At 45.0% G+C, this 23,966-nt stretch carries 22 protein-coding genes and 1 tRNA gene; 9 read left to right on the plus strand and 14 right to left on the minus strand.

What is annotated here, in order from left to right; translation table 11 throughout:
• The first annotated feature begins 20 nt into the window (after positions 1–20).
• From thrA to thrC, 3 genes are read left to right on the plus strand one after another with little or no spacing between them, the layout of a single operon-like run.
• Positions 21–2,450, plus strand: a complete 2,430-nt coding sequence (gene thrA / locus ACHKAR_RS20890) for a bifunctional aspartate kinase/homoserine dehydrogenase I (protein WP_159582075.1) — start codon at positions 21–23, stop codon at positions 2,448–2,450.
• Between the two features lie 35 nt (positions 2,451–2,485).
• Positions 2,486–3,406, plus strand: coding sequence for a homoserine kinase (locus ACHKAR_RS20895; protein WP_159582077.1), 921 nt, complete (start codon positions 2,486–2,488; stop codon positions 3,404–3,406).
• Between the two features lie 16 nt (positions 3,407–3,422).
• Entirely contained in the window at positions 3,423–4,706 is a 1,284-nt protein-coding gene (thrC, locus tag ACHKAR_RS20900; RefSeq protein WP_395419379.1) for a threonine synthase, read from the plus strand.
• 47 nt (positions 4,707–4,753) lie between these two features.
• On the opposite strand, the gene ACHKAR_RS20905 is transcribed toward thrC, so the two are convergent.
• From ACHKAR_RS20905 to ACHKAR_RS20920, 4 genes are read right to left on the minus strand one after another with little or no spacing between them, the layout of a single operon-like run.
• Positions 4,754–5,284, minus strand: coding sequence for a DUF6252 family protein (locus ACHKAR_RS20905; RefSeq protein WP_395419380.1), 531 nt, complete (start codon positions 5,282–5,284; stop codon positions 4,754–4,756).
• A 22-nt stretch (positions 5,285–5,306) separates the two neighbouring features.
• Complete coding sequence (locus ACHKAR_RS20910) at positions 5,307–5,828, minus strand: hypothetical protein (protein ID WP_395419381.1); 522 nt, start codon at positions 5,826–5,828, stop codon at positions 5,307–5,309.
• A 22-nt stretch (positions 5,829–5,850) separates the two neighbouring features.
• Positions 5,851–6,354 (minus strand): hypothetical protein, encoded by a 504-nt coding sequence (locus ACHKAR_RS20915; RefSeq protein ID WP_395419383.1) that lies wholly within the window; start codon positions 6,352–6,354, stop codon positions 5,851–5,853.
• 22 nt (positions 6,355–6,376) lie between these two features.
• The gene (locus ACHKAR_RS20920) at positions 6,377–6,901 is read right to left on the minus strand and encodes a hypothetical protein (protein WP_395419384.1); all 525 of its coding nucleotides are present in this window, start codon (positions 6,899–6,901) and stop codon (positions 6,377–6,379) included.
• Positions 6,902–7,054: 153 nt separating this feature from the next.
• Between ACHKAR_RS20920 and ACHKAR_RS20925 the strand changes: the two genes are divergently transcribed.
• The 5 genes from ACHKAR_RS20925 (at position 7,055) to ACHKAR_RS20945 (ending at position 15,292) form a co-directional block, all read left to right on the plus strand.
• Positions 7,055–7,546 carry a hypothetical protein gene (locus tag ACHKAR_RS20925; RefSeq protein ID WP_395419386.1) on the plus strand — a complete coding sequence of 164 codons (492 nt, stop codon included), beginning with the start codon at positions 7,055–7,057 and terminating at the stop codon, positions 7,544–7,546.
• 30 nt (positions 7,547–7,576) lie between these two features.
• Positions 7,577–11,044, plus strand: coding sequence for a YHYH protein (locus ACHKAR_RS20930; protein ID WP_395419387.1), 3,468 nt, complete (start codon positions 7,577–7,579; stop codon positions 11,042–11,044).
• A 190-nt stretch (positions 11,045–11,234) separates the two neighbouring features.
• The gene (locus tag ACHKAR_RS20935) at positions 11,235–11,762 is read left to right on the plus strand and encodes an RNA polymerase sigma factor (RefSeq protein ID WP_395419389.1); all 528 of its coding nucleotides are present in this window, start codon (positions 11,235–11,237) and stop codon (positions 11,760–11,762) included.
• Between the two features lie 53 nt (positions 11,763–11,815).
• Positions 11,816–12,718, plus strand: coding sequence for a FecR family protein (locus ACHKAR_RS20940; RefSeq protein WP_395419390.1), 903 nt, complete (start codon positions 11,816–11,818; stop codon positions 12,716–12,718).
• A gap of 9 nt (positions 12,719–12,727) precedes the next feature.
• Positions 12,728–15,292 (plus strand): TonB-dependent receptor plug domain-containing protein, encoded by a 2,565-nt coding sequence (locus ACHKAR_RS20945; protein WP_395419392.1) that lies wholly within the window; start codon positions 12,728–12,730, stop codon positions 15,290–15,292.
• Positions 15,293–15,295: 3 nt separating this feature from the next.
• On the opposite strand, the gene ACHKAR_RS20950 is transcribed toward ACHKAR_RS20945, so the two are convergent.
• Positions 15,296–15,865, minus strand: coding sequence for a nitroreductase family protein (locus tag ACHKAR_RS20950; RefSeq protein WP_395419393.1), 570 nt, complete (start codon positions 15,863–15,865; stop codon positions 15,296–15,298).
• A gap of 156 nt (positions 15,866–16,021) precedes the next feature.
• On the opposite strand from ACHKAR_RS20950, the gene ACHKAR_RS20955 reads away from it, so the two are divergent.
• Positions 16,022–16,095 (plus strand) — tRNA-Arg (locus ACHKAR_RS20955).
• Positions 16,096–16,308: 213 nt separating this feature from the next.
• On the opposite strand, the gene ACHKAR_RS20960 is transcribed toward ACHKAR_RS20955, so the two are convergent.
• The 9 genes from ACHKAR_RS20960 to ACHKAR_RS21000 all read right to left on the minus strand — a co-directional run bounded on the left by ACHKAR_RS20960 (position 16,309) and on the right by ACHKAR_RS21000 (position 23,936).
• Positions 16,309–17,130 carry an SDR family NAD(P)-dependent oxidoreductase gene (locus tag ACHKAR_RS20960; RefSeq protein WP_159582095.1) on the minus strand — a complete coding sequence of 274 codons (822 nt, stop codon included), beginning with the start codon at positions 17,128–17,130 and terminating at the stop codon, positions 16,309–16,311.
• Positions 17,131–17,160: 30 nt separating this feature from the next.
• The gene (locus tag ACHKAR_RS20965; RefSeq protein ID WP_159582096.1) at positions 17,161–17,982 is read right to left on the minus strand and encodes an SDR family NAD(P)-dependent oxidoreductase; all 822 of its coding nucleotides are present in this window, start codon (positions 17,980–17,982) and stop codon (positions 17,161–17,163) included.
• Between the two features lie 22 nt (positions 17,983–18,004).
• Complete coding sequence (locus ACHKAR_RS20970) at positions 18,005–19,051, minus strand: alpha/beta hydrolase (protein WP_159582097.1); 1,047 nt, start codon at positions 19,049–19,051, stop codon at positions 18,005–18,007.
• 256 nt (positions 19,052–19,307) lie between these two features.
• Entirely contained in the window at positions 19,308–20,156 is an 849-nt protein-coding gene (locus ACHKAR_RS20975; RefSeq protein ID WP_395419395.1) for an alpha/beta fold hydrolase, read from the minus strand.
• An 8-nt stretch (positions 20,157–20,164) separates the two neighbouring features.
• Complete coding sequence (locus tag ACHKAR_RS20980; RefSeq protein ID WP_395419396.1) at positions 20,165–20,890, minus strand: hypothetical protein; 726 nt, start codon at positions 20,888–20,890, stop codon at positions 20,165–20,167.
• Positions 20,891–20,943: 53 nt separating this feature from the next.
• Positions 20,944–21,522, minus strand: coding sequence for a TetR/AcrR family transcriptional regulator (locus ACHKAR_RS20985; RefSeq protein WP_395419398.1), 579 nt, complete (start codon positions 21,520–21,522; stop codon positions 20,944–20,946).
• 125 nt (positions 21,523–21,647) lie between these two features.
• A complete protein-coding gene (locus ACHKAR_RS20990) occupies positions 21,648–22,448 on the minus strand; it encodes a helix-turn-helix domain-containing protein (protein WP_395419400.1) in 801 nt (266 codons plus the stop codon).
• 30 nt (positions 22,449–22,478) lie between these two features.
• The gene (locus tag ACHKAR_RS20995; protein WP_395419402.1) at positions 22,479–22,994 is read right to left on the minus strand and encodes a hypothetical protein; all 516 of its coding nucleotides are present in this window, start codon (positions 22,992–22,994) and stop codon (positions 22,479–22,481) included.
• 69 nt (positions 22,995–23,063) lie between these two features.
• Positions 23,064–23,936 (minus strand): SDR family NAD(P)-dependent oxidoreductase, encoded by an 873-nt coding sequence (locus ACHKAR_RS21000; protein ID WP_395419404.1) that lies wholly within the window; start codon positions 23,934–23,936, stop codon positions 23,064–23,066.
• Positions 23,937–23,966: the final 30 nt, after the last annotated feature.

Raw genomic sequence — 23,966 nt, forward strand, 5'->3', positions numbered from 1 at the left:
GCCGAAGCTAAGCGTCAAATATGAAAGTACTAAAATTTGGAGGTACCTCGGTAGGTAGTGAGGAAGCAATCAGACAAGTAGCCAGAATCGTTCATTCATCTATAGATCAGTTGGTGTTGGTCACATCGGCTGTGGGTGGAGTCACCGATCAGCTGGTACACATCGGAGAGCTGGCCGCTTCCGGCCGCAAAGATTACGCTTCATTCATCGAAGGAGTGAAAGTGCAACATGAGCAGCTCTATTATAACCTCATAGAAAACAAACCCGATGAGCAATTCTACAAAATCATCGAAGAGTTTGAAGACATCTGCAAGGGCGTGTGGCTCCTTCGAGAACTCACCCCCAGAAGTGCGGACTACATCTACAGCACCGGTGAGCGACTTTCTACTTTGATCATTTCTGAGTTTTTCAGAAACGAGGGAATCGACGTGACCCTCTATGACAGCCGTGACTACATCATCACCGATGATCATTTTGGTCATGCCCACGTAGATTTCAAAGAAACCACTAAAAGACTCAAAGAAGTCAGCAAGACCTTCAGCAAAGTAAACCTGTTTCCGGGATTCATTGCCTCTACGGCTGACAACCAAACCACCACTCTTGGACGGGGAGGCTCAGACTACTCTGCCGCCATTCTGGCCGGAGTGCTCGATGCGGATCATTTTGAAGTGTGGACCGATGTGGACGGACTCATGACCGCCGACCCGCGCATGGTCAAGCGTGCACATTTCATTGAGCACGTTTCCTATGAGGAAGCGCTCGAGCTTTCACACTTTGGCGCTAAAGTGATCTATCCGCCCAGCATCCAGCCAGCGCTGGAAAAAGGCATCTCCATCACCATCAAAAATACTTTCAACCCGGAGCATCCGGGTACGCTGATCACCAAAGAATGGGATCAGGACAAAGAATTGATCAGAGGGATTTCCAGCATCAAAGACATCTCGCTGGTCACCCTCAGTGGCAACAGCATGGTGGGCGTCCCTAAGTTCTCCTACCGCTTCTTCAGGGCCCTGTCGGAAGCACACATCAATGTGATCCTGATCACTCAGTCCAGTTCTGAGCATTCGATCACCGTGGGGATCGACACGAAAGATTCAAAGGCCGCGGTGAAAGCCCTCAATGCTGAGTTTGAAGAGCAAATTGAAAATCATAAGATCGACCCGATCCAGGCTGAAAACAACCTTTCGATTATCGCGCTGGTGGGCTCCAATATGAAAAATCAGGTGGGGGTTAGTGGCCAGATGTTTAACGTACTGGGTAAAAATGGCGTGAGCATCAAAGCCATCGCTCAGGGATCCTCTGAGCGTAATATCTCAGCTGTGATTGCCAAAGATGACCTAAACAAAGCACTGAACGTACTTCATGAGAGCTTCTTCCTTTCTGTCACCAAGAGGATCAACCTCTTCATCATCGGTACAGGCAATGTCGGAAAGGCCTTCATCCAGCAGTTGGTTCAGCAATTTACTTACCTCAAGAAGCACCATCAGCTGAACATCAAAATCATTGGTCTGGGCAACTCCCGACTCATGCACTTTGAGAATGATGGAATCCCCCTTTCGAAATGGGAATCCATCCTGCAGGCAGGAGAAAAATACTCCAGCGAGCAATTTTTGGAGAAAATGTACAACGCCAACCTGCGCAACAGTATTTTCATAGACATTACAGCCTCTGAAGATGTAGCCGGACTCTATCCTCAAATACTGAAAAAGAGTATTTCGGTGGTTACCCCTAATAAAATAGCCGCCACAGGATCCTATGCAGACTACCTCAACCTGAAAGGGATGAGTAGACGCTACGGAAGCAGATTCCTGTTTGAGACCAACGTATGCGCTGGCTTGCCTGTGCTCTCCACGCTGAGTGATCTGGTAAGAAGTGGCGATCAGATCCACCAGATTGAAGCAGTGCTTTCCGGTACCCTGGTCTTTTTGTTCAATGAATACAACGGTAAAACCAAGTTTGTAGACGTGATTAAAAAAGCCAAACAACTGGGATACACCGAGCCTGACCCTCGACTGGATCTTTTCGGATCGGATGTCAAACGAAAAATAGTCATTCTGATCAGAGAAAGTGGCTACAAATGCGACTATGAAGACATTCAATTAAATTCTTTCCTCCCTGAAAGCTGTCTGGAAAGCAATTCGGTAGAAGACTTCTATACCAAAGTGGAAAAAGAAGAAGCCCACTTCAAAAACCTTTATGAGGCTGCCAACAAGGAAGGAAAACGCCTGAAGGTAGTCGCCAAATACAAAAACGGACATGGCTCTGTAGGGCTGGAGGCTGTGGATTCGGCCCATCCTTTTTACAACCTGGAAGGCAAGGACAACATTGTGCTGTTCTATACCAACCGCTACAAGGAGCAGCCTATGGTGATCAAAGGCGCCGGTGCCGGTGCTGAAGTGACCGCCTCGGGGATTTTTGCCGACGTACTGAGGCTTGCCCAGACCGACTAGTAAACAATTTTTTTCGAACTCTTGACTTTAGAAACTTGGAAAGCATTCAAGTATTTGCACCGGCCTCAGTGGCCAACGTAGGACCGGGTTATGACACTTTTGGCTTTGCCATAGAGCAGCTGGGAGATGTGATTACACTTACCAAACGAAATGATCATAAGCTGAAGGTACTGAAGGCAGAAGGTGCCGACCTTCCGACCGATCCTAAAAACAATGTGGCCACCGTGGCCATCCAGTCACTGCTGGACTATCTGGAAAGTGATCAGGGCATGGACGTGCACATTAAGAAAATATTCAAACCGGGAAGCGGCCTGGGAAGCAGCGCCTCCAGCGCCTCAGGAGCGGTGTTTGCGGCCAACCACCTCCTGGGCAACCCGCTGAAACTCGAGAAACTCCTTGATTTTGCGTTGGAGGGCGAAGCACTGGCTTCCAAAAGTTATCATGCCGATAACGTAGCCCCTTCCCTACTGGGAGGCTTTCAGGTGGTGCGGAGCTACGAGCCTTTAGAGCTGTTCCGCATTCCCACACCGGCCGCATTGCGGGTGCTCATCATATTTCCGGATGTGGAAATCAAAACCTCAGAAGCCAAAGGATTAATCCCCAAAGAACTCTCCGTGAAGGATGCCCGTGAGCAGTGGGGCAACGTGGGCGCACTGATCCACGCCATGCATAGTGAGGATTATTCGCTACTTTCCCATGCGGTAAGAGACCGGATCGCTGAGCCTGTCAGAAAACAGCTGATCCCAGAATACGGCAAAGTCAAGCAAACGACCCTCGACTTTGGAGCTGTGGGTTTCAATATTTCCGGATCAGGGCCCAGCATGTTTGCCTTTTTCAAGAGTTCGGAAGCTGCCAAGGCCTGTATGGTTAAAATTGAAAAAATGTACCAAAAGGTGAATCTCCCGGTCATGCTGCATTTGACCAAAATCAATCCAAACGGGTGTCAGATCCTTTAAAAGAACCGAATTCAAGATGAAATTTTACTCCACCAATGGCCAGTCCAGTCCGGTATCGTTTAAAGAAGCAGTCATCAAGAGCCTGCCCTCAGACAAAGGGCTGTACTATCCTGAGGAAATACCAGAGCTCGATTTCCTGTTTTTGGAAACCCTCAGCTACTACTCCCTTCCACAGATAGGGTTTGAAGTATTGAGGCAATTCTGCAAGGATGACATCCCTGAGGCCAAACTGCAGGAAATCCTGGAGGGGGCGCTCAACTTTGAGATCCCGGTGGTAGAAGTAGAAAAAAACATTCATTCCCTGGAGCTATTTCATGGCCCCACCTACGCCTTCAAAGATGTAGGTGCCCGATTTCTGGCCAGATGCCTGGGCTATTTCAACGAAACAGAAAATAAGGAAGTCACCATACTGGTGGCCACCTCTGGCGATACCGGCGGAGCGGTAGCCTCCGGCTTCTATGAAGTACCTGGTGTGAATGTGGTCATCTTGTACCCTAGCGGAAAGGTGAGTGACTTACAGGAAAAGCAACTCACTACACTTGGCAAAAACATCAAAGCCATCGAAGTAAAGGGCAACTTTGATGACTGCCAGGCCATGGTGAAAAAGGCTTTTCACGACACTGACATCAACGCAAAGCTCAACCTGAGCTCAGCCAACTCCATCAACATCGCCCGATGGCTACCTCAGTCGCTCTACTACTTTGAGGCATACAAGCAGCTCCAAAAAGATAAGCTGGTGGTGTCCGTGCCTTCGGGAAATTATGGCAACATCACGGCCGGTATGCTCGCCAAAAAAATGGGTCTGCCCATTCATAGATTTATTGCTGCCAGCAATGCCAACGACGTGGTGCCCAGGTACCTCATCGACGAACAATATTCGCCCCGACCTACAGTGCCTACCCTATCCAATGCCATGGATGTGAGTGATCCAAGCAATCACCCCAGGATGCTGGAACTGCACGAAAAGAGTTTCAAAGACATCATCAAACACATCTCTGGCTTCACCCTCAGCGATGAGCAAACCCTGAAGGTCATGAAAGAGTGCGATCAGGAAAACAACTACATCCTGGACCCGCATGGGGCCATTGGGTATGCAGCCCTGAAAGCTGGTCTACAAAAGAAGGAAACAGGCCTCTTCCTGGAAACCGCCCACTACAGCAAGTTTCTCAGCACGGTAGAGCAGGCACTAGGGAAAGAAATACCACTGCCTGATTTCGTATCTGAACTCATGAAAAAAGAGAAAGAGGCAATCCTGATCAACAATGATTACGAGGCTTTTAAGGCATACCTGATTGGGTAGCAGATGAAGTTTTCTGAAAGGAGACAATCACCGATTGCAAAAACCATTTAAGGAATGTATTGCATATCGAAGCGTCCATCGGTTATCCGAACTGTATCCTGGCAATCTTTGGAATAGGCATCAAATTCAAATGTACCAGCCAGTAAATAATCTAGTGAGTCTAATTTTGATATATATATGTATCCTTGAAATATACTAGAAGTTTCATATATACAATTTCCTATTTGATTATCATACTTCCCCTTATGTGTTGTAGCATTGTCTAATTGGTATTTTTCACCCTCCTTGATTGTATTGCCAATAAACATGGATACATTTTCATCAACTTCTGAGTTATCAATTTCCCCTGACAGAGAAAGTGCTCTCTGATTTATACCCTGATATATTGCTGACATTCGTGACGTATTCGTCACAACAAACGCCTCACCATGTACCAGGCATCCGAAGGTATTTTCACCGGTAGTGGTTAGGGGCGGGAGTTTTTCCAGTTCCGTAGGTTCATGCATACCCAGGCCCAGGTCGCAGGAGATACACAGACCAAGGGAAATAAACAGGACAATGATAAGTAAGGTCTTCATAGCTAATGATCTACTTCCTGTTTTAAGGGGTGTATTGCATGTCGAAACGACCATCTGTGATTTTTACTGTATCGCAATCCGCTGTGACCGTCGAGAATTCAAATGTCCCGGAGATTATGAAATTGGTTCGATCGATTCTTGAGAAAGTTAATGATCCTTCATATGTATCTTCAAATTCATAAAAACAGATGAAACTCCCATCTCGTCCTTGATACTCAGAATTATTCCTCGACTCGGTAAAATAGTATATTTCATTTTCCGTCAATGGATCCCCTAAAATCATGTAAATACTTTCATTTAAGTTACCGTCATCCATACTGGCTCCAAACTGAAGCTGACCTTGCTGAAAAATGGCTACCTGTTGAGAGGTATTTGTCACTACAAATGCCACCCCATTTACCAAGCAGCCAAAAGTATTTTCACCACTAGTAGTCAGAGGCGGGAGTTTTTCCAGTTCTGTAGGTTCGTGAATGCCCAGGCCCAGGTCGCAGGAGATGCACAAACCGAGGGAAATAAAAAGAACAATGGTAAGTAAGGTCTTCATAGCTAATGATCTGCTTCCTGTTTTAAGGAATGTATTGTACATCAAAACGACCGTCGGTTACACGGATGGTGTCGCAATCATCGTTAACAGTTGAAAATTCAAAAATGCCGGAAGCGATGTATTTCTCTTTAGAGAAATAAGTGAATACTAGATTTCCGTTAATTGTTCTCGTTGAATCGTAAAAGCATAACTGATTTTGATCATCAAAAACACTGAATTCAACCTTCCCGTCATCAAAATTCACCAAGTTGTAATTCAGGTTAGTAGCCACATCACCCAATCGATATAATTTTATCCCCCCTCCTCCTAGAAAGAAGAAACCACCTTGGTTAAAAGCTGTAAAGTTCAATGAATTGGTAATGCTTACAATGTCCCCATTGATTACATACCCAAACGTATTCTCGCCAGTGGTCGTAAGTGGCGGGAGTTTTTCCAGTTCCGTAGGTTCATTAATACCCAGGCCCAGGTCGCAGGAGATGCATAGGCCTAGGGAGGTAAACAGGACGATAGTAAGTAAGGTTTTCATAGTTAATGATCTACTTCCTGTTTTAAGGAATGTATTGCATATCGAAGCGTCCATCGGTGATTTTTACTGTATCGCAACCCGCTGTGACCGTCGAGAATTCAAATGTCCCGGAGATTATGAGATTGGTTCGATCGATTTTTGTAAAGGTTATCGAGCCCTTATAGGTGTCTTCAACCTCATATCGGCAATTAGAAGCTGATGTTCTTAGATAGTATCTCATAAAAAAAGATGGCTCCATTGCGTATATGTAAGTCTTATTCGTCTCAATAGGATCCCCAATTAAAATGGATAGTCCTTCATCCAAATCATCTTTGTCGATATTGCCTCCAAACTGAAGCTGACCTTGCTGAAAAATGGCTACCTGTTGAGAGGTATTCGTCACTACAAACGCCTCTCCATTTACCAGGCATCCGAAGGTATTTTCACCGGTAGTGGTCAGAGGCGGGAGTTTTTCCAGCTCCGTAGGTTCGTGAATGCCCAGGCCCAGGTCGCAGGAGATGCACAGACCAAGGGAAATAAACAGAACACAAATAATCAATACTCTCATAGGTAATGGTCTGGCATTCAAAGATAGATAAAGACCCCAATTGGAAGCCAATGGTTGTGTGAAGTTTGGCAGTGGTAGGTGGAAACTTCACCTCCAAAGTAGGGTTTTTTGAAGGCCTCCCGTTTTACACTCAACTAATCGGAAATCCAACCTATGATGAATGTAAAAAAAGCTGCAGGCCTGCTGGGCCTTCTTCTTATCCTCCAGACCCCCTCTCTGGCACACAGCGAGATGGCAGGTCAGTTGATCTTTGAGAATTTCAAGAACGAACTCTACGTCAAAAGCATCATCGACAAGCGCATGCTCAGCCTGGCCCTGATGCAGGAAGCAGACTGCACACCCGATCAGATGATTTCTATCTGTGGAGATGAGTACCTCCAAGAGCACATCCAGATCACCGTCAATTGTCAGCCGGTCACTTATGAGAAGGTGTCTGTGACCCTGGAGAAAAACGCAGTGGTCTATTCCTACCGAATGATTAAAGCGGATGAACCCATCGCTTCAGTAAGTATCACCAGTGATTTTCTACTCCGATACAACGAACATGCCTTTGTTCGCGCCCAGTTCGCCATCGATAACATCAGCAAATCATTTGACCTAAAGGCCTCAAAGAAGACCATTGAAGCCAACTTCCTTCAGCCATAAACCATCTTTCTAACCCGCAACCCCTGACTTATGAAAAAGTTGATCCTGTTAATAGCCTGTATGCCACTCTTCACCTACGGACAGACCTGTGTGCCGGAGGACATCTATGCGGTGGAAGATGCCAATGCCGTATGCTACGAAATTGCGGACAATGTCCGATATTTCTATACCAACAACTATCCTGACCACACAGACAGTTACAATTCGCCCTTTGATCTCCTCACCAGCGATACGGAGTATGCCATGTGTGCGTACCCCGAAGAGGCTAGCGAGTTCACACCGCTGTATGAGGAAACCGAAACCACCAAAGGTTGTACTTTCACCTACACCTTCGGTGTGGGGGTGAATGGGGTAAAATATGACCCCAGCTCTGCTGAGTATTTTGAAAACACTTCCACTGGCGAAAACAACATCGACTGGCACGTAGAAGCCCGCTATATTTTTAGCGCCAATTTTGGCAATAATGGTGGCCACCTCAACCCTTTTGGAGAATACCACTACCACGACGTACCGGCAGATTATTTCGCTGATGACCTGAGCATTAATGGCTCGGCACACTCTCCGATCGTAGGCTACTCGGCAGATGGTTTTCCTATGTACTACAAATACATTTATTCAGATCCTGAGGACAATACCAGTGCCATCATGGAGGCTGCTTCCGGGTTTACACTGAAAACTGGCACCCGCCCGGGAGATGGCGTATCAGCTCCTGATGGAGACTACACAGGCCTCTATTATGAAGATTATGAGTACTTCTCCGCCAACACCGTCCTCGACGAGTGCAACGGCCGATATGGGGTCACTCCGGAATATCCCTATGGCACGTATTACTACGTGCTCACAGACTCCTATCCCTACATCCCCAGATGCTTCAAAGGAACATCTGTAGATAACACCTTCCGGGTGGGACCAGGCCCCTCGTGTCCTGAATCTTCCGCCGCCACCGACTGTGCTGTGGCAGTAGCTGGCTGTATGGATCCATTTTCAACTAATTATAATGCCAATGCCAATGTAGACGATGGGAGTTGTACCTATTCCTCTACCTGCGAAACCAGCATTTCGGTCGCCTCACAGGACAATGCCTCCTGCTTTGGAGAATCGGACGGATCAGTGACGGTATCTGTCACCGGCTTTGGGGATAGTCCCACCTACGAATGGACGGGTGGTGGCACCTCTGAGACTAAAACCGGACTAGCTGCTGGCACCTATACCGTGACAGTCTCTGGCGACGACTGCACAGATGAATTGGAAATAACCATCACCGAGCCCACTGAGATCACCTATTCTGTGTCTGCTACTGATGCCACTTGTGGTGGCGGTACTGACGGCACTTTAACATTCACAGCTTCAGGAGGAGCAGGAACTGATTACCTCTTCAGCATCGATAATGGCTCAACCTTTCAGGGTTCCGGTCTCTTTGAAAATCTGGCCGCGGATAGTTATTCGATCCTCATACAGGAAACTTCCTCTGGTTGTGAAATCACTGCCTCGGGTACGGTGGGCGAATCAGGCGCACCTGATGCTCCTGCTACTTCAGGAGATGCCAGCTACTGCTTTGGTGATACCCCCAGCGCAATGACCGCCACGGGGGGAAATGGTACCCTCACCTGGTACGCAGATGCCAACCTGTCTTCACCACTGACCACCGGAGCATCATACACTCCATCTGACGCAGTAGGCACTACGATCTACTATGTTACCGAGACCCTGGACAACTGTGAAAGCGCAGCTTCATCCATTAGCATTACCGTCAATCCCCTGCCGGAAGTGCAGGCTACGGCAGACAATACGGCTATCTGTGTCGGAGAATCCGTAACACTCAGTGGCACCGGGGCGGCTACCTACGTTTGGGATCAAGGGGTACTTGATGGTGAATCCTTCACCCCCGAAGCAACCACCACCTACACGGTCACTGGTACCTCAGCAGAAGGCTGTTCATCATCTGATCAAATAACCATCACGGTCATGGAGCTGCCGGAGGTGACTGCATCGGCTTCAGCCACCACTATATGCGCAGGAGAATCGGTAACACTTTCCGGGTCGGGGGCACTTACTTATGTCTGGGATCAGGGCGTAGGAAATGGAGTGGCCTTTACCCCAGCGCAAACCACCACGTATACCGTGATCGGGACAGATTCGGGAGGGTGTAGCGCGTCTGCCGAAATCACCATCACCGTGCAAAGCGCGAGTGTAGAGGCTAGTGCCTCTTCAGAAAGTATTTGTCTAGGCGAATCAGTAACCCTTTCCGGCTCTGGGGCACTTTCATACAGCTGGAGTGATGAGATCACTGACGGAGTTCCCTTTTCACCCACCGAAACAAAAAACTATACCTTAACCGGCACAGGAGAAAACGGATGTACAGCCACGGATGAAATCACCGTAGTAGTGAATACGCCACCCACCACAGTCGCCAACGCTTCATCCACCACCGTTTGCAGTGGAGAGGAAATCATCCTCACAGGAACTGGCGCCAGCACTTATGCCTGGGATCAAAATGTAATCAATGGGGAGGCTTTTACCATCGAGTCCACTACCACCTTCACGGTGACCGGCACGGATGCAAATGGCTGCTCAAGCACAGATGAAATCACGATTACCGTGAATGAAGCGCCGCAAATCAGTGCCACAGCCAGCTCAATGGAGATTTGTGCAGGCGAAGAGGTAACACTCAATGGCTCTGGAGGAGCCACCTATGAATGGGACAATGGCATCACTGATGGAGTGCCCTTTGCCCCTACTCAAACAACCACTTACACGGTGGCGGGAACTGACGATAACGGCTGTACAGGCACTACTCAGATCACCATCACTGTCAGCCAGCCCCCAGCCGTGCTGGCCAATGCTTCTGCCACCACCCTCTGTAAAGGTGAAAGCCTGACCCTCACAGGATCTGGCGCCGCTAGTTATACCTGGAGTGACGAAGTGGAAGATGGTGTACCCTTCACCCCTGAAGCAAGTGGTGTTTACGCAGTGACAGGTACTGACAACAATGGCTGCTCTGCGAGTGCTGAGGTCACCATTACCGTGATCGACCTGCCCGCTGAAATCAGCCTGGATAATTCTACGCTGAGTGCAAGCACCCTAACTGGCCTTACCTACCAATGGGTGAATTGTGCGGATAACAGCATCATCGATGGCGCTGTGTCCCGGGAGTTCGTTCCCGACCGAAGCGGAAGCTATGCGGTCACCACCAGCATGGATGGGTGCTCTGTTACTTCATCTTGTATAGAAGTAAGCGTTACGGTATTGCAATCCAAACCATCTCAGGAATCCATAGAAATCTATCCCAATCCGGTGACCGAAAGGCTGTTCATTTCGAATCCAACAAATGAAATTCAGCTGGTGGAAGTTATCAACCTCTCGGGTGAGCTGATGGTCAGAAAAACAGACATTCATCAAACCCTCACCCTGGATGTATCCACCTGGAAAACAGGAATTTACCTGATACATATGATCTCCGGGGAGGGTGAATCCTGGACCCGGGTGGTCAGAGACTAAAGACAAATGTTGCGGTGATAAGACGTCATCGGGTATAGTGGCTGCCCGGTGCGTCTTTATCTCCATCTCTGAACAGTTATTCAATAAGATCACTTCCAGCCAGGCGTTTCTGACCGTTCAAAAGGATTATTTTTTCCGGTTTACTGAGCAAAATTTTTACCTTTGGTAGACCAACCATCTACCTAGTTTCATGAATCACCAATCGGTCTGTGAGGAACAAACCTTTCACCAGGTGCATAGTGACCACTCTACATCACTAAGAAATTTCCTGTTTTACAAGTTCGGTGACCTGGAAAAGGCAAAAGATTTTGCTCAGGACGCATTCATCAGGCTTTGGGATAATTGCAGCAAAGTTCCTTTTGAAAAAGCCAAAAGCTATTTATTCACCATTGCCAACCGGCTCTTTCTGGACGATGTGGATCATCAGAAAGTGGTTCTGAAATTTCAGTATCGGCAGGGCACCACAGAAAAACAAATGGAGACAAATCCTGAATACATCTACCAGCACGATGAATTCAAAGAGCGGCTGGAACTGGCTGTATCAGAGCTATCCGACAAGCAACGGGCGGTTTTCCTGCTCAGCAGAATAGACAAAATGAAGAATAAAGAAATAGCTGAAACACTTGATATTTCGCTGAAAACAGTAGAAAAACACATCGCCAGCTCTCTTCAAAATCTTAAGGGCAAACTGGATGAGCTAACCAATTCAAAATTGTAGGTAGGGTTTATGGAGAGATACCCGTTTCACTATTAGACATAATCTAGGTCCAAATGGCTGACAATGAACATAATGATCAAATCATCAAATGGCTGAACGGTGAGCTCCCCGAGGAGCAACTGATGCAGGAGATAGGCGCAGACAATCTGCTAAAATATAAGCAGATCATTCAGGAGGTGGATCAGTGGACTCCGGACAACGAGTCCGTGATTTTCGATCCTGCGGTGGTCACCAAAAAAGGCAAGGTGATGACCATGACCAGGTGGATGTCTCTGTCTGTAGCAGCTTCGGTCGTGTTGGTAGCACTTTTCAGCATATGGATGCTCCGATCCGATCGCACTGTCCATTTTACCAAAGCTGGTGAAACCAAGCAAATCACCCTGCCCGATGGACTGTCTATCGTGACACTGGCGGCCAATTCTAAAGTATCCTGGACGGAAGACGACTGGAATTCATCAGAAAGACGACTGCAAATAGATGGCAAGGGCTTTTTTCAGGTAGAAAAGGGCACTCCCTTTTCAGTGGCTTTTGAAACTGGCGAAGTAACTGTGCTGGGTACGTCCTTTGAAGTGTCAGAGTTCGACGAATCTTTCCAGGTGATCTGTTTTGAGGGGAAAGTAAGGGCCACCGATAAAAATCAGGGATCGCGAATAGTATCTGCAGGTGAAGGCTATCTGTATCACCATGACCAATGGGAAGAAAAACTCAACGTCACGGATACCCAACCTTCCTGGCTTCAGGAGGAAACCAAATTTGACAATGTGCCTCTGGCCATGGTGCTGAAAACCCTGGAAAACGAGTATGACATACAAATCATCAAAAACAATGTGAAGCTGGAGCGTAGGTTTACGGGATCCATTCCCAATAAAAACCTTGCACTCGCTCTGAAAATTGTTTTTGACCCTCTGGGCATTTCCTACGAAATGAAAGAAAGTAAACTCACACTTAGTGAATAACATAAGGGTATGATCAAAACGCTTTTGGTATCACTGGGACTCCTCTTCACCATGTGGGTGGTGGGACAGTCCACTGATCACATGTCGCTGACCACTGCTCTTAACAGTTATCAAGAGCGAAATGAGATAAAATTCTCTTACGATCCCGAGTTGCTGGAGCAAATAGCTATGCCCAGGGGCCTAGACACGCTGAGCCCTGCCAACTTCATCGGGTTCATTGAAAATCAGTACCCCCTCAAGGTAAGTCAGGTACAAGACGCATATTACACCATCGCACTCACGGAGCGTTTGTACTCCATCAGCATTTCTGACTCGGTGGATGGAAAAACGATCGCTCCATCCCAGGCCACGGCCCTGGTCAATGGGCAGCCCATAGCCAGCACAGTGTCTGCAAACAGACTTGATTTTCTCTATAAACCCAACCCTACAGATCAGGTAGAAATATATGCCCTGGGCTATATCCGCAAACCCATCTCTTTTGAGCAGCTGATAAACAGCAGATCGGTGGTACTTAGCCTTCACCCCCAGATCATAGAATTGCGTGGTGTGATCATAGAGGATTACCTGACCAAAGGGATTAACATGAACCCCTCTAACCAGAGCATTTCTATCAAAGTGTCAGATCTTCCCCTGCTTCCGGGCGAAACTGATGGTGATATTTTTGCCTCTCTGGCAGCCCTCCCGGGCATTACCACACCAGACAACCGGCCGGGTAACCTTTTCATCAGGGGGAGTTCTACAGACCAGTCATTGATCCTTTTCAATGACATCCCCATCTATCACCGTGGACACTACTATGGTACTATTTCGCCCTACAACCCCAAAATGGTGGATGATGTGAAGGTATACCGAAATGGCTTTCACCCTAAAATGGGCGGCCGTGTAGGTGGTGCCCTGGAGATCAACTCTACAGATGAGCCACAAAAAAATCTGAATGCGGGTATAGGATCCAATACCCTCTACGGAATGGGCTATGCCAAACTGCCTTCCAAAAATAAAAAAACAGGCTTCTCGATAGGTGCCAGAAGATCTTATCCTTATTCTTTCAGCTCCCCAAAACTCAGGTCCATCTCTCAAATGGTCTTCGCTGGCTCCGCGCTCCTTGACTCTGCTGGAAACCTGCAGGAGGATATCGATGTGCTTTTTGAAGATTATGTAGGAAAAATCACTCACCAGGTGAATGACAATAATCTACTGACACTCACTTCCGTCTATTCGCGATCTGACGTGGCCTATAAGGTTTCTCAAAAAAATTCGGATGAATCCAATCGGATTGAAAATCTGGGACTTAACCTAAAGTGGAAATCGGTGATTAACTCCAGGTTGGTATCCAGGTTCTCGGCCACCTCTTCCGACTATCGGTTTGCCTTCAGAAACCTGATCACTCCACCAAAATCAGCAAATCTGAGATCGCTGGAAATCTACTCGACCAACGAGCTCACTGACTTCCGTATTCGGGAGGAATTTTCTCTGGATATGGAACAAGGAAACCGCCTGCAATTTGGGGTGGACTATAAGTATCAGAACGCCTATTTTGATTATCAGGACATTCCTGTACGAGATACCATCGTGCAAACCCGCGGCGCTGACCAATATGCCCATACGGCCTCCCCTTTTGTAAATTTCGAATGGAACTCATCCAAAAAACTGTACGTCCAGTTAGGTGCCCGGGCCAACTACTATAGCAAACTGAATGACCTCAAAGTGGCCCCGCGCATCTTCATCAACTACTTTGCCAACAAGCAACTCACAGTGAAGGGTTCTGCAGGATGGTATTACCAGTACCTAAGTCAGGTAAAGGTTTTGGAGTTCAGCGGCGGTGGGTTTGACAATGAGCTTTGGTTACTCGCCGATAATAAGGATACACGAATAATCAATGGTTTTCAATCTATGGCCGGGGCCATACTCAACCTGAAATCATGGATTATTGACTTGGAAGGGTACTACAAGACTGCAGATAACATCTCCTACTACAGCGCCGGTAGGTTTTCATCGCGCGGGGAGTTTTACTTTGCTTCGCATCTGATATATGGTGCAGACCTGTTGATCAAGAAACAACTCAGCAGCAATGCTTCTGCGTGGGTCGGGTACTCATGGGCCGAATCCAAAATCATGGTGGATACGATAAGCGACACCCGTTTTGAGTCCCAATTTAGTCAACCACATGTATTTTATGTTGGGGGTTCTTTGCAGCATGAGGGATGGAAATTTTCACTCGGCTGGAACTACGCCTCCGGCCAGTATGCCAGATCGTTCCGCGTGAGTGAAGCTGAAACCAGCTACTACAGGTTTGTTAACCAACTACCCCCAGATGCGCCAAGACCAATTGATAGCTATACCGACCTGGAAGACAGGTACCCGGCAGTGCACACCCTGAACCTCTCTGCCTCCTATCAACTACCTAAAACGGAAGATCGAAAATGGAGCTCTACCTTCGGCATCTCACTGATCAATGTGTACAACCAGCAAAACCTCACGGACAAAGCCGTTCGCGCAGGCAGGCCAACAGCCTTTCTGGTCGATCGTTATGCCATTGGCTTTGCGCCTAATCTGATGATCACTGTGGAGTGGTAGTGCCTATAACCACTTGACTTTCTCCTCTATTGGTTTTCTTTTGACCCGGCCACTTGGCGGGTTGGCATAGCCCATGTAAAACAGGCCTATGCAGCGCTCTTCTTCTACCAGTGGCTCAAACTCTGAAAAATACTCCAGCAGATCGGGTGTACTCCAATAGCAACCAATCCCATAAGCACAGGAGGTAACCCACATGTTTTGCACGGCCATGGCCACAGAAGCAACCTCTTCCCACTCGGGCACTCTTTTTCTGGGGTCACGCTGCATGCATATGGCAATCAGAGCACCGGCTTTCTGAGGGTTCATCTTTAACTTTTCGTATTTGGCCACCGAGAACGACTCCAGGCCATTGAGTGACCTATACTTTTCTGCCATGAACGTGCCAAATTTTTTGAGGGTAGCGCCCTTCATGACTTTAAATCGCCAGGGCTCTGTGAGCTTATGTGTAGGTGCCCAGTTGGCGTTTTCCAGGATGTTTCGGATAATCTGATCCGGGATTACCTTATCTAAATATTGATCCGGATATACAGACCTTCTGTTTTGCAATAGCTGGTGCACTTCTTCAATCGTCATGTCGCAAAATTATAAGCCTCAGGCTAGAGTAGTGCCGTATTTATCCATGAATTTCTTAATCTTATTTAAATGTAGCCCTAGAGCATTGACTTTATTAAATGTTTGCTTCATTCTTAAGCGGAGAAGCCTTTATATTTGCAATCCAAATTTGGAAATGCACTCGTAGTTCAACTGGATAGAATACCAGATTTCGGCTCTGGGGGTTGAGGGTTCGAATCCTTCCGAGTGCACAAAATAGTGAAAGCATCTTCATTAGCGTATGGAGATGCTTTTTTATTTCAAATGTATTTTAGGGAAGGATGAGAACCGTTTGAAATGAGCGCAGCGAATTCACGAGGGGCTAAGCGCATGGATGTGCGTATGAGTAATCCTTCCGAGTGAACAATTGGAGAAGAGGCTATCCCAAAAGTATTTGGGATAGCCTCTTTTGTTTAAGAATATGTTTATTTGCCGTGTGCAGCAATGGCAACATGATTAAATTTCTCCCACTCGATCAATCTTTCAGCATAAACCTGCTTGGTTCGTTGCAGACCAACTTTCCCTAAAAAGTATCTCAATGGAGGGTTATCAGAATCAATTAGTTGAAGGATAGCAGGAACTGTTGCTTCCGGTATTCCAGTTGCCGGCGCTTGCATGCCCTCATTGGCTGTCAATGCCGACCTTACAGAGTCATAGTCAGAAATAGGCTGACTCAATACTGCGGAATCACCTGCAAAACTTGTTGCATAACCATTCGGTTCTACTAAAGTCACATGTAAACCAAAGCGTTCTACCTCTTGAGCTAGAGCCTCACTTAGCCCTTCTACTGCAAACTTGGTAGCACTGTATAATCCGAGGGTTGGAAGGGTCCAAAGGCCTAGAACGCTAGATAATTGAATCAGGTGACCATTTCCTTGCGCTCTGAATAATGGCAAAACAGCCTGTGTCACCCATAATGTTCCAAAAAGGTTTACATCAACAACTTCTTTAGCGTCCTTCTCTGATAGTTCTTCGGTAGCTCCAAACACGCCATAGCCTGCATTATTGATGACAACATCCAAAACTCCCCAACGTGCATGGGCTTCTTTTACCGTTTCGAATACTGCATTTCTATCAGTGATATCTAGCGATAATGGCACAAATGCATCAGAATACTGCGCTTTCAATTCATTGAAACTTGTAATATCTCTGGAAGTGGCAATCACGCGATCTCCTCTTTGTAAGAGTGCTTCAGTCCAGAGCCTCCCAAATCCTCTGGAAGCTCCGGTTATAAAAATCGTTTTCATTTATATTGTATCTATGTATTGTTATATCATTTAATGACCATGAGCTTTAATGCTCACATCTTTCCAATGGTGAATTTGTTGAAGCCTACTGTTTAGTGATTGCTCTACAGCTGCATAAGCTACTTTACCAAACAATAGGCGAAGTGGTGGCTCGGGATTGTCAATCAAGTCAAGAACAGGTGAAATGGTAGCCCCAGGCTTGCCCCATGAAGAGACATCTTCTCCTGCTGTTGCAAAAGCATCTCGAACCGGCTGATAATCAGTAATCCCACTTTCGGTTTGTACTGCAGAAGCCCCAGCCCAGTCGGTTGCATATCCATTTGGTTCTATCAGCGTGATTTTAATATTCTGATGCACAACCTCAGTGGCGAGTGTCTCACTGAGCCCTTCCACAGCAAATTTGGATGCATTATAGAGGCCTAGCATTGGTAACGTTGTAAGTCCAAGGAAGCTGGAAACCTGTATGATATGACCACTTTTCTGTGATCGCATTACTGGAAGAATCGCTTGTGTTACCCATAGTAAACCGAAGAAATTGGTTTCCATCTGTGCACGGGCTTGTTCTTCTGTCGTTTCTTCTACCGTTCCAAATAGACCGTATCCAGCATTGTTAATAAGAACATCTATTCTCTCAAAGTACTTCAGAGCTTTGTTCACAGCATCAATGCTGGCATGACGGTCAGTCACATCAAGTTGAAGGGGAAGGAACCGATCCTTGTATTGTTCCTTTAATCCTTCAAGATCTGTCAGGTTTCTAGCGGTCGCTACGACCCGGTCTCCTCGCTCAAGGAGAGCCTCTGTCCAGAGCCTTCCAAATCCACGAGAAGCCCCGGTTATAAAAATAGTCTTCATTTCGACTTTTGATCTATTGATATTATTTGTTGGAATTGGAGGAGTCTAATCCTTCCTTCAGTACAATGGCAGCTTGTATAATTGCTGTTTGAACCGCCGGAACATGCGCAAGTGGGTTGAGTAGACCATAATCATGGATGAGTCCCTGATAGCGAGTAAGTGTAACTGGTACCCCAGCCTCGCTCATTTTTCTGGCATAAGCTTCGCCCTCATCTCTGAGAATATCATTTTCCGCAGTTTGAACCAAAGCTGGTGGCAGACCTCTCAACTCTTCAATGGATGCATGTATAGGTGTTGCATACTTTTCTTTTCGTTCGTTAACATCCGTCGTATAATTGTCCCACATCCACTTCATCAAACTGGTAGTAAGAAACCGCTCCTCTCCGAAAGACTCATAAGATGCCCTTGAGAAATCGGAATCTGTCACTGGCCAGAGTAAGATTTGCTGACTGATAGTTGGTGTCCCTTTATCCTTTGCCATCAAGGCCACTACTGCCGCCATATTTCCACCAACACTATTTCCAACTACCGCAAGACGACTGCCATCTACACCAATCTGACGTCCGTTTTTTGCCACCCACTTTGTGGCTGCATATGCCTGATTGATTGCTTTAGGATATTGCGCCTCTGGCGATGGAGTATAATCAGGAAATACAGCTACTGCACCACTATTTACTACCAGGTCCCTTACTAATCTCCTATGAGTGGCATAGTCTCCTAAAACCCAGCCTCCTCCATGAAAAAACATGAATACCGGTGGGTTTGCGTCAGCTCCTTCAGGTTTAACGATATGAATAGTTATTGTTTCGCCATCTTGCGTAATGGTTTTTTCTGACTCTTCAATACCAGAATAATCAACTTCCACAGATTGTTGAGCACTGACCAGAACCTGCCTGGCTTCCGCAGGACTAAGCGTCTCCAAGGGCTTGCCTCCACTATTGTTTAACGCTTTCAGAAATTCTCTGATTTGAGGGTCTATGCTAGGGTCATTTTCTGCCGAAATGCTTTGAGCCTTTATCGCCGATACGGATGTTAAAAAAGTTAATAGAAATAATATGAAATTTTTCATCGCTTTATATGTTAAGTTTTAAATTGTACCTTTTAGTACACAATTATTGATTAAAAAGCTCCACCTTTTATGGAGCCAGGTTTTTATTTAAGAGACCAGTGTTGCAGATAACTTTATTTCAAAGCCAAGTGCATTGCTCACAGGAAATATCTTTTCTGCATTTTGTGCTACTTTTTTTTGAAACTCGTCATTCTCTTTTCCTCGAATGTTTAGTCCGTATTGTACTAATTAGTACAGTTTTTCGCACATAAAATCATTATTTAAAATGATCAAGAAAATCATTGGCCTGTACAGCAAATGTCTCCGGATACTGATAAAATGAACCGTGAGCAGCATCAGGGTAATAGCTTAATGTTGCATTGGGAAGTGATTTAAAAAGTACATATGAATTGTTGGAATCCATCATTTCATCATCGCTTCCCTGTACAATGAATACGGGGTGATCAATTTGAGATAAACGATCCTCAACTGGGGGTGTTGCCCATGCTGAAATGGCCTTCATTTGAGCCATAATGCTATCAACACTGGTCTCCACGTCTCTATCATGCTTCCTTGCATTAAGTCTTTGTAATACACTTCTACCTGCCTCACGGCTAGATTCTGAATCTGTGAAGAAAATTTTCAGAAAGCGCTCTTCAGGATCAAGGCTCATTGCATGCTCTATTAGTTGCGCGAATCCTGTCAAAACCTCAGCTCCTTGAGGTGCAGTTCCAACCATAATAATTTTTCTGATCAGGTCAGAATAATAGATACCAAGATGCTGAGCAATGAATCCACCTAATGAAAAACCTAAGACATCTATTTTAGATAAACCTAATTCTTTGATAAACAAAACAGCATCGGCTGTCATAGATTCAACAGTATTTGGCGTATTTCCTCCACTATTGCCTACTCCAACATTATCAAATACGATAACTTCTCTTTCTGCTGCCAATGCATCCATTATCAAAGGATCCCAGTTATCTAACGTGCCAGTAAAGTGTTGAAAGCCTACTAGAGGGACCTTATTTTTGGAATTCCCAAACCTTCGGTAGGCAAAATCAATCCCATTGACCTTTAGGTACTGCGTTGAAGCTTTGGCGAAATGTTTTGTAACTTTTGTCATGGCTAATCTCAATTGAATGTTAAACCTTTTATATCGATGGAAACCAAAACGGGATCCTTGGCATAACTCCCATCTTCATTCAGAATGTATATTCTCCTTTTCGTTCCAGTTTGAATGCCAGAAAATGATTTATAGTTTTCTACAATCTGGGTTGCAGATGACCCTCCAAGCACCTCAGGCCAATAATCATGACGTCTTAGAAAGCCCTCTTCACTATAATAAAAGACCTGCCTTCTGCTATGGGTTGCAAAATCCGCTGGATATATAACCTCGAGCCTTCTTAATACTTCATTTCCTTCCTCCCTAGGCTCTAACTCCTTCACTTGGACTCCAGACATTAGGAAATTGAAAGGAGTAGTCAGGTAGTTCCAAGTCGCATAGCTAGAGAAATAAACCAACTGTAGTTTACTCCATGGGGTCTCGATAGTGTGGCCCTGAAAGGAGTCTTTAGGCTGAAACAAGCTTTCTTCCACCTTATCCCCATCCAAAAGAGAAACTTTTAGAGGACTAAATTCTGAGCTGGTATTTGTACTAAAAATTCCTTTCCATATTCCTTTTTGCTGATGAAGATCCGCTTTGAATTGTACGTCCTTCAAAGGATCATCATGCCCTTTCAATGGCCAAGTTACACCTCCAATATTTAAGTGAGCCTCTAACCCTTGCTGTTGATTCCAGAAATCTGCGCCTCCGTGAAAGTCAATTACTTTTTCTAATAGTTCTGCCGTGTTTTTCATAATTAAAATAGATTTATTTTGTACCAATCAGTACAGTTTAAGTTAAAAAATTTTCATTTCAATATTTCGAGGTTCAATTTTATCACCTCTCTAACTTCCTTTGCACTCCTGCCTGCATTTCGAATCACATTGACTCCAGCCCACAAGCTTTGGAGGTGCAAGCCAATCAACTCAGTTGAAAGTGCAGTTTTTAGGTATCCCGCATTTTTTTCTCGATCAATCGCTTCCATGAATAGTTGCCTGACAACATCCAGCTGATTGGCAGCTACACATTTCAAATGTTCATCATCAACCTGCAAAACCGCATTGACAAAATAGCAGCCAAATTTTCCAAACTGACTTTCCGGATCTGCTACTGCATAGAAAAATTTTCTGATCTCCTCAGTTGGTCTGGCTGAATCCCGTAAGGCCTGCTTAAAGTCCTTCATGTAGTGACTACCAACTCTGTTCACCGACTTTTCAAATAACTCTTGCTTACCACCTTTATATGAATGATAAAAACTTCCTTTCCCGATACCCATCGCTTTAAGTAAGTTTTCAGCCGAAGCATTTTCGTATCCCTTTTCCCAGAAAACAGCAATAGCTTTATCTAGTGCCTGTTCTTCATCAAAAATTTTAGGTCTCCCTGCCATATTCTCCTTATTTCTTTCGTAAAGATATAGTATTGTACTATTTAGTACAAAATAGGTTGCGTTAAATCTTTACTTTTTTTCAAATCTTTTCTGAAAATCACTTATTTAAGAGAGACAGGGCATATTTAATTGATCTTAGAAGGAGAATATCCAAAGTGTTTTTTAAATGAATAGGAGAAATGAGAGAGATTCTCAAACCCTGACACAAAGTAAACTTCAACTGGTTTTTTATTGTCTTCTTTCAAGAGATAATGAGCTAACTCTAGTCTTTTCTGAATTAGCCACTTTTGTGGCGAAATGTGATAGGCTTTACGAAAATCCCGGTTGAATGTCGCAATGCTGCGTCCTGTCAAATAGCTAAATTTCTTCAATGGCATGTTAAACATGTAATTCTTTTCCATGTAGTCTACAAGATTAACCTTCCCTGGTTCAGAAAAGTCTGTAAGTAGACCATCCACGGCTTTATCGATGGACCGCAATATCCCTATGCCCTCCTCTATTTTTAGTTTCGCTATTTCTTCAGGCAGTTGGCTTTCTAATTCAAAATAAGGCTCAAGAGAAGCAAAATAACTTTCAAGTAAAGCATGTGGAGGATAAGTCTGTATCTTTTTATTCGGTACTTGTGTAGCTAATTGATCGACTTTCGAATAATATACCTTCAATCTTTCGGTTTTAAAGGCTACGGCAATTGATTTATAAGGTCTACCATCTTTTGGACGTTTGATTACCATACACAATTGATTTCGCGGAACAAGTAGTATATCACCTACCCGAAAAGTATAAGTCATGTCTGCCGAAACAATATTCATTTCTCCGGAGATCCCCCGAATTAAAGTGTGGTATTCAGCAATTGCTTCAGTTTTGAAATCCTTTTCATCAACACATGCTTGAACAATCTCAGCGAACTTTGCTTCTCTTTTATCCATTTCTAAAGCTTTGATAAATACGTTTTTCTATCACTTAATACACTTACTTCTTTCAAAATAGGTTTTCAAAGATTCAAGGTATTCATCGTTTCTTTTTGAATTGTAGGTATCGGCTATTAATATCAGCAACACTAAAAACAAGAGTCCTATAAAAAATCCTTTCCAGAAATAACTCGGTGTAGCTACCATCAACCATGCCAATATTGTGATGAAACAAGCAAACCCCAAGAAAGCATAGCGAAAAGAAACATTCATAACTTTTTCCATTCTTCCTATTTCAGATTGTTGCAATTCCAACTCAGTTTCATCTATACGATTCGGTAGCTCCTTGATCATCATATCATTATAATATTTGTTAGAAAGAATAATAACAATTAGCAGGCCTCCTGAAATCAAAAAACCTGTCGCAATCCCCTTGGATATGGGATGAGCTGAGGCTTTGAAAAGTATCAAAATGCCAGCACCCACGAGGAGTATACCAGCTAGAACTACATATGGCACACCGGCCTTCTCGGCTGTATAATAATTATGAATTTCTTCAATCATGGAATTTTTAAATAAATGTAGGATGGCATGGAAATATCCATTATCATCCTACATATTGATAAGGACACCTTACTTCTTCATCAATTCTGGAAGAACCATTTCATTCTCGAAATCAGCATAAAAGCTTAAATCTTTCCACTTTTCGGCTTCTTCCCATCTTTTAGCACTTGCTTCTTTTACCAGGTTATATGAATCACTTCCAACCAAAATATGTGAGGGAACTTCATCTGCTTCACTCACTTTAAGGATGATTTCAGCCACCTTTTGAGGGTCACTATTCTCATTCCCCCAATAATTTTCAAGAAATTTAATAGTGTTTCCTACTGTAGGTTCATATTCGGGCAATAGCTCTATGGTGTCCGCATAGGCTCGTTTACCCCAGTTGGTACGCATACCTCCAGGCTCCAGTGCTGTGACTTTCACATTAAAAGGAGCAGTTTCTTGAGCGAGCCCTTCTGTGAAGCCGCCTATCGCCCATTTGGATGCATGATAAGCTGCCTGGCCTGCTACAGCCATTCTTCCACCTCCTGATGATATCTGTATAATGTGGCCACTCCGTTGTTTTCTCATATAAGGCAAAACCTCACGGGTAAGTGTAACAACACCAAAAAAACACGTCTCAACTAGTTTGCGAAAATCTGCTGCTGGCATTTGCTCAAATGGTCGGTTATCTCCATAACCGGCATTGTTCACCAGTACATCAATACGTCCAAAATGTTTAATGCCTTTGCTAACTACTTCTTTGGCCTGACCTTCATCCGTAACATCCAAAGTTTTCAAGAGTATCTGATCTCCATACAAAGATTTCAGATCTGATAACTGTTCAACTTTCCGTGCTGTAGCTACCACTTGATGTCCAGATTTTAGAGCTGTTTCTACTATGTTTCTTCCAAGTCCATTCCCGCTTCCGGTCACGAACCAGACTTTACTGTTTGTTTCCATTTTACTATTGATTTATATAGCAAAATTAGA

The sequence above is a fragment of the Marinoscillum luteum genome, from assembly GCF_044005705.1.
Lineage (GTDB): Bacteria > Bacteroidota > Bacteroidia > Cytophagales > Cyclobacteriaceae > Marinoscillum > Marinoscillum luteum.

What these genes read in the sequence shown, in the direction of transcription:
- ACHKAR_RS20915 (WP_395419383.1), bottom strand. Translation starts at nt 6,354, where the DNA reads ATGAAAACCTTACTTACTATCGTCCTGTTTACCTCCCTAGGCCTATGC.
- ACHKAR_RS20935 (WP_395419389.1), top strand. Translation starts at nt 11,235, where the DNA reads ATGAATCACCAATCGGTCTGTGAGGAACAAACCTTTCACCAGGTGCAT.
- ACHKAR_RS20940 (WP_395419390.1), top strand. Translation starts at nt 11,816, where the DNA reads ATGGCTGACAATGAACATAATGATCAAATCATCAAATGGCTGAACGGT.
- ACHKAR_RS20920 (WP_395419384.1), bottom strand. Translation starts at nt 6,901, where the DNA reads ATGAGAGTATTGATTATTTGTGTTCTGTTTATTTCCCTTGGTCTGTGC.
- ACHKAR_RS20910 (WP_395419381.1), bottom strand. Translation starts at nt 5,828, where the DNA reads ATGAAGACCTTACTTACCATTGTTCTTTTTATTTCCCTCGGTTTGTGC.
- ACHKAR_RS20945 (WP_395419392.1), top strand. Translation starts at nt 12,728, where the DNA reads ATGATCAAAACGCTTTTGGTATCACTGGGACTCCTCTTCACCATGTGG.
- ACHKAR_RS20930 (WP_395419387.1), top strand. Translation starts at nt 7,577, where the DNA reads ATGAAAAAGTTGATCCTGTTAATAGCCTGTATGCCACTCTTCACCTAC.
- ACHKAR_RS21000 (WP_395419404.1), bottom strand. Translation starts at nt 23,936, where the DNA reads ATGGAAACAAACAGTAAAGTCTGGTTCGTGACCGGAAGCGGGAATGGA.
- thrC (WP_395419379.1), top strand. Translation starts at nt 3,423, where the DNA reads ATGAAATTTTACTCCACCAATGGCCAGTCCAGTCCGGTATCGTTTAAA.
- thrA (WP_159582075.1), top strand. Translation starts at nt 21, where the DNA reads ATGAAAGTACTAAAATTTGGAGGTACCTCGGTAGGTAGTGAGGAAGCA.
- ACHKAR_RS20975 (WP_395419395.1), bottom strand. Translation starts at nt 20,156, where the DNA reads ATGACAAAAGTTACAAAACATTTCGCCAAAGCTTCAACGCAGTACCTA.
- ACHKAR_RS20960 (WP_159582095.1), bottom strand. Translation starts at nt 17,130, where the DNA reads ATGAAAACGATTTTTATAACCGGAGCTTCCAGAGGATTTGGGAGGCTC.
- ACHKAR_RS20995 (WP_395419402.1), bottom strand. Translation starts at nt 22,994, where the DNA reads ATGATTGAAGAAATTCATAATTATTATACAGCCGAGAAGGCCGGTGTG.
- ACHKAR_RS20965 (WP_159582096.1), bottom strand. Translation starts at nt 17,982, where the DNA reads ATGAAGACTATTTTTATAACCGGGGCTTCTCGTGGATTTGGAAGGCTC.
- ACHKAR_RS20985 (WP_395419398.1), bottom strand. Translation starts at nt 21,522, where the DNA reads ATGGCAGGGAGACCTAAAATTTTTGATGAAGAACAGGCACTAGATAAA.
- ACHKAR_RS20990 (WP_395419400.1), bottom strand. Translation starts at nt 22,448, where the DNA reads ATGGATAAAAGAGAAGCAAAGTTCGCTGAGATTGTTCAAGCATGTGTT.
- ACHKAR_RS20905 (WP_395419380.1), bottom strand. Translation starts at nt 5,284, where the DNA reads ATGAAGACCTTACTTATCATTGTCCTGTTTATTTCCCTTGGTCTGTGT.
- ACHKAR_RS20980 (WP_395419396.1), bottom strand. Translation starts at nt 20,890, where the DNA reads ATGAAAAACACGGCAGAACTATTAGAAAAAGTAATTGACTTTCACGGA.
- ACHKAR_RS20950 (WP_395419393.1), bottom strand. Translation starts at nt 15,865, where the DNA reads ATGACGATTGAAGAAGTGCACCAGCTATTGCAAAACAGAAGGTCTGTA.
- ACHKAR_RS20970 (WP_159582097.1), bottom strand. Translation starts at nt 19,051, where the DNA reads ATGAAAAATTTCATATTATTTCTATTAACTTTTTTAACATCCGTATCG.
- ACHKAR_RS20925 (WP_395419386.1), top strand. Translation starts at nt 7,055, where the DNA reads ATGATGAATGTAAAAAAAGCTGCAGGCCTGCTGGGCCTTCTTCTTATC.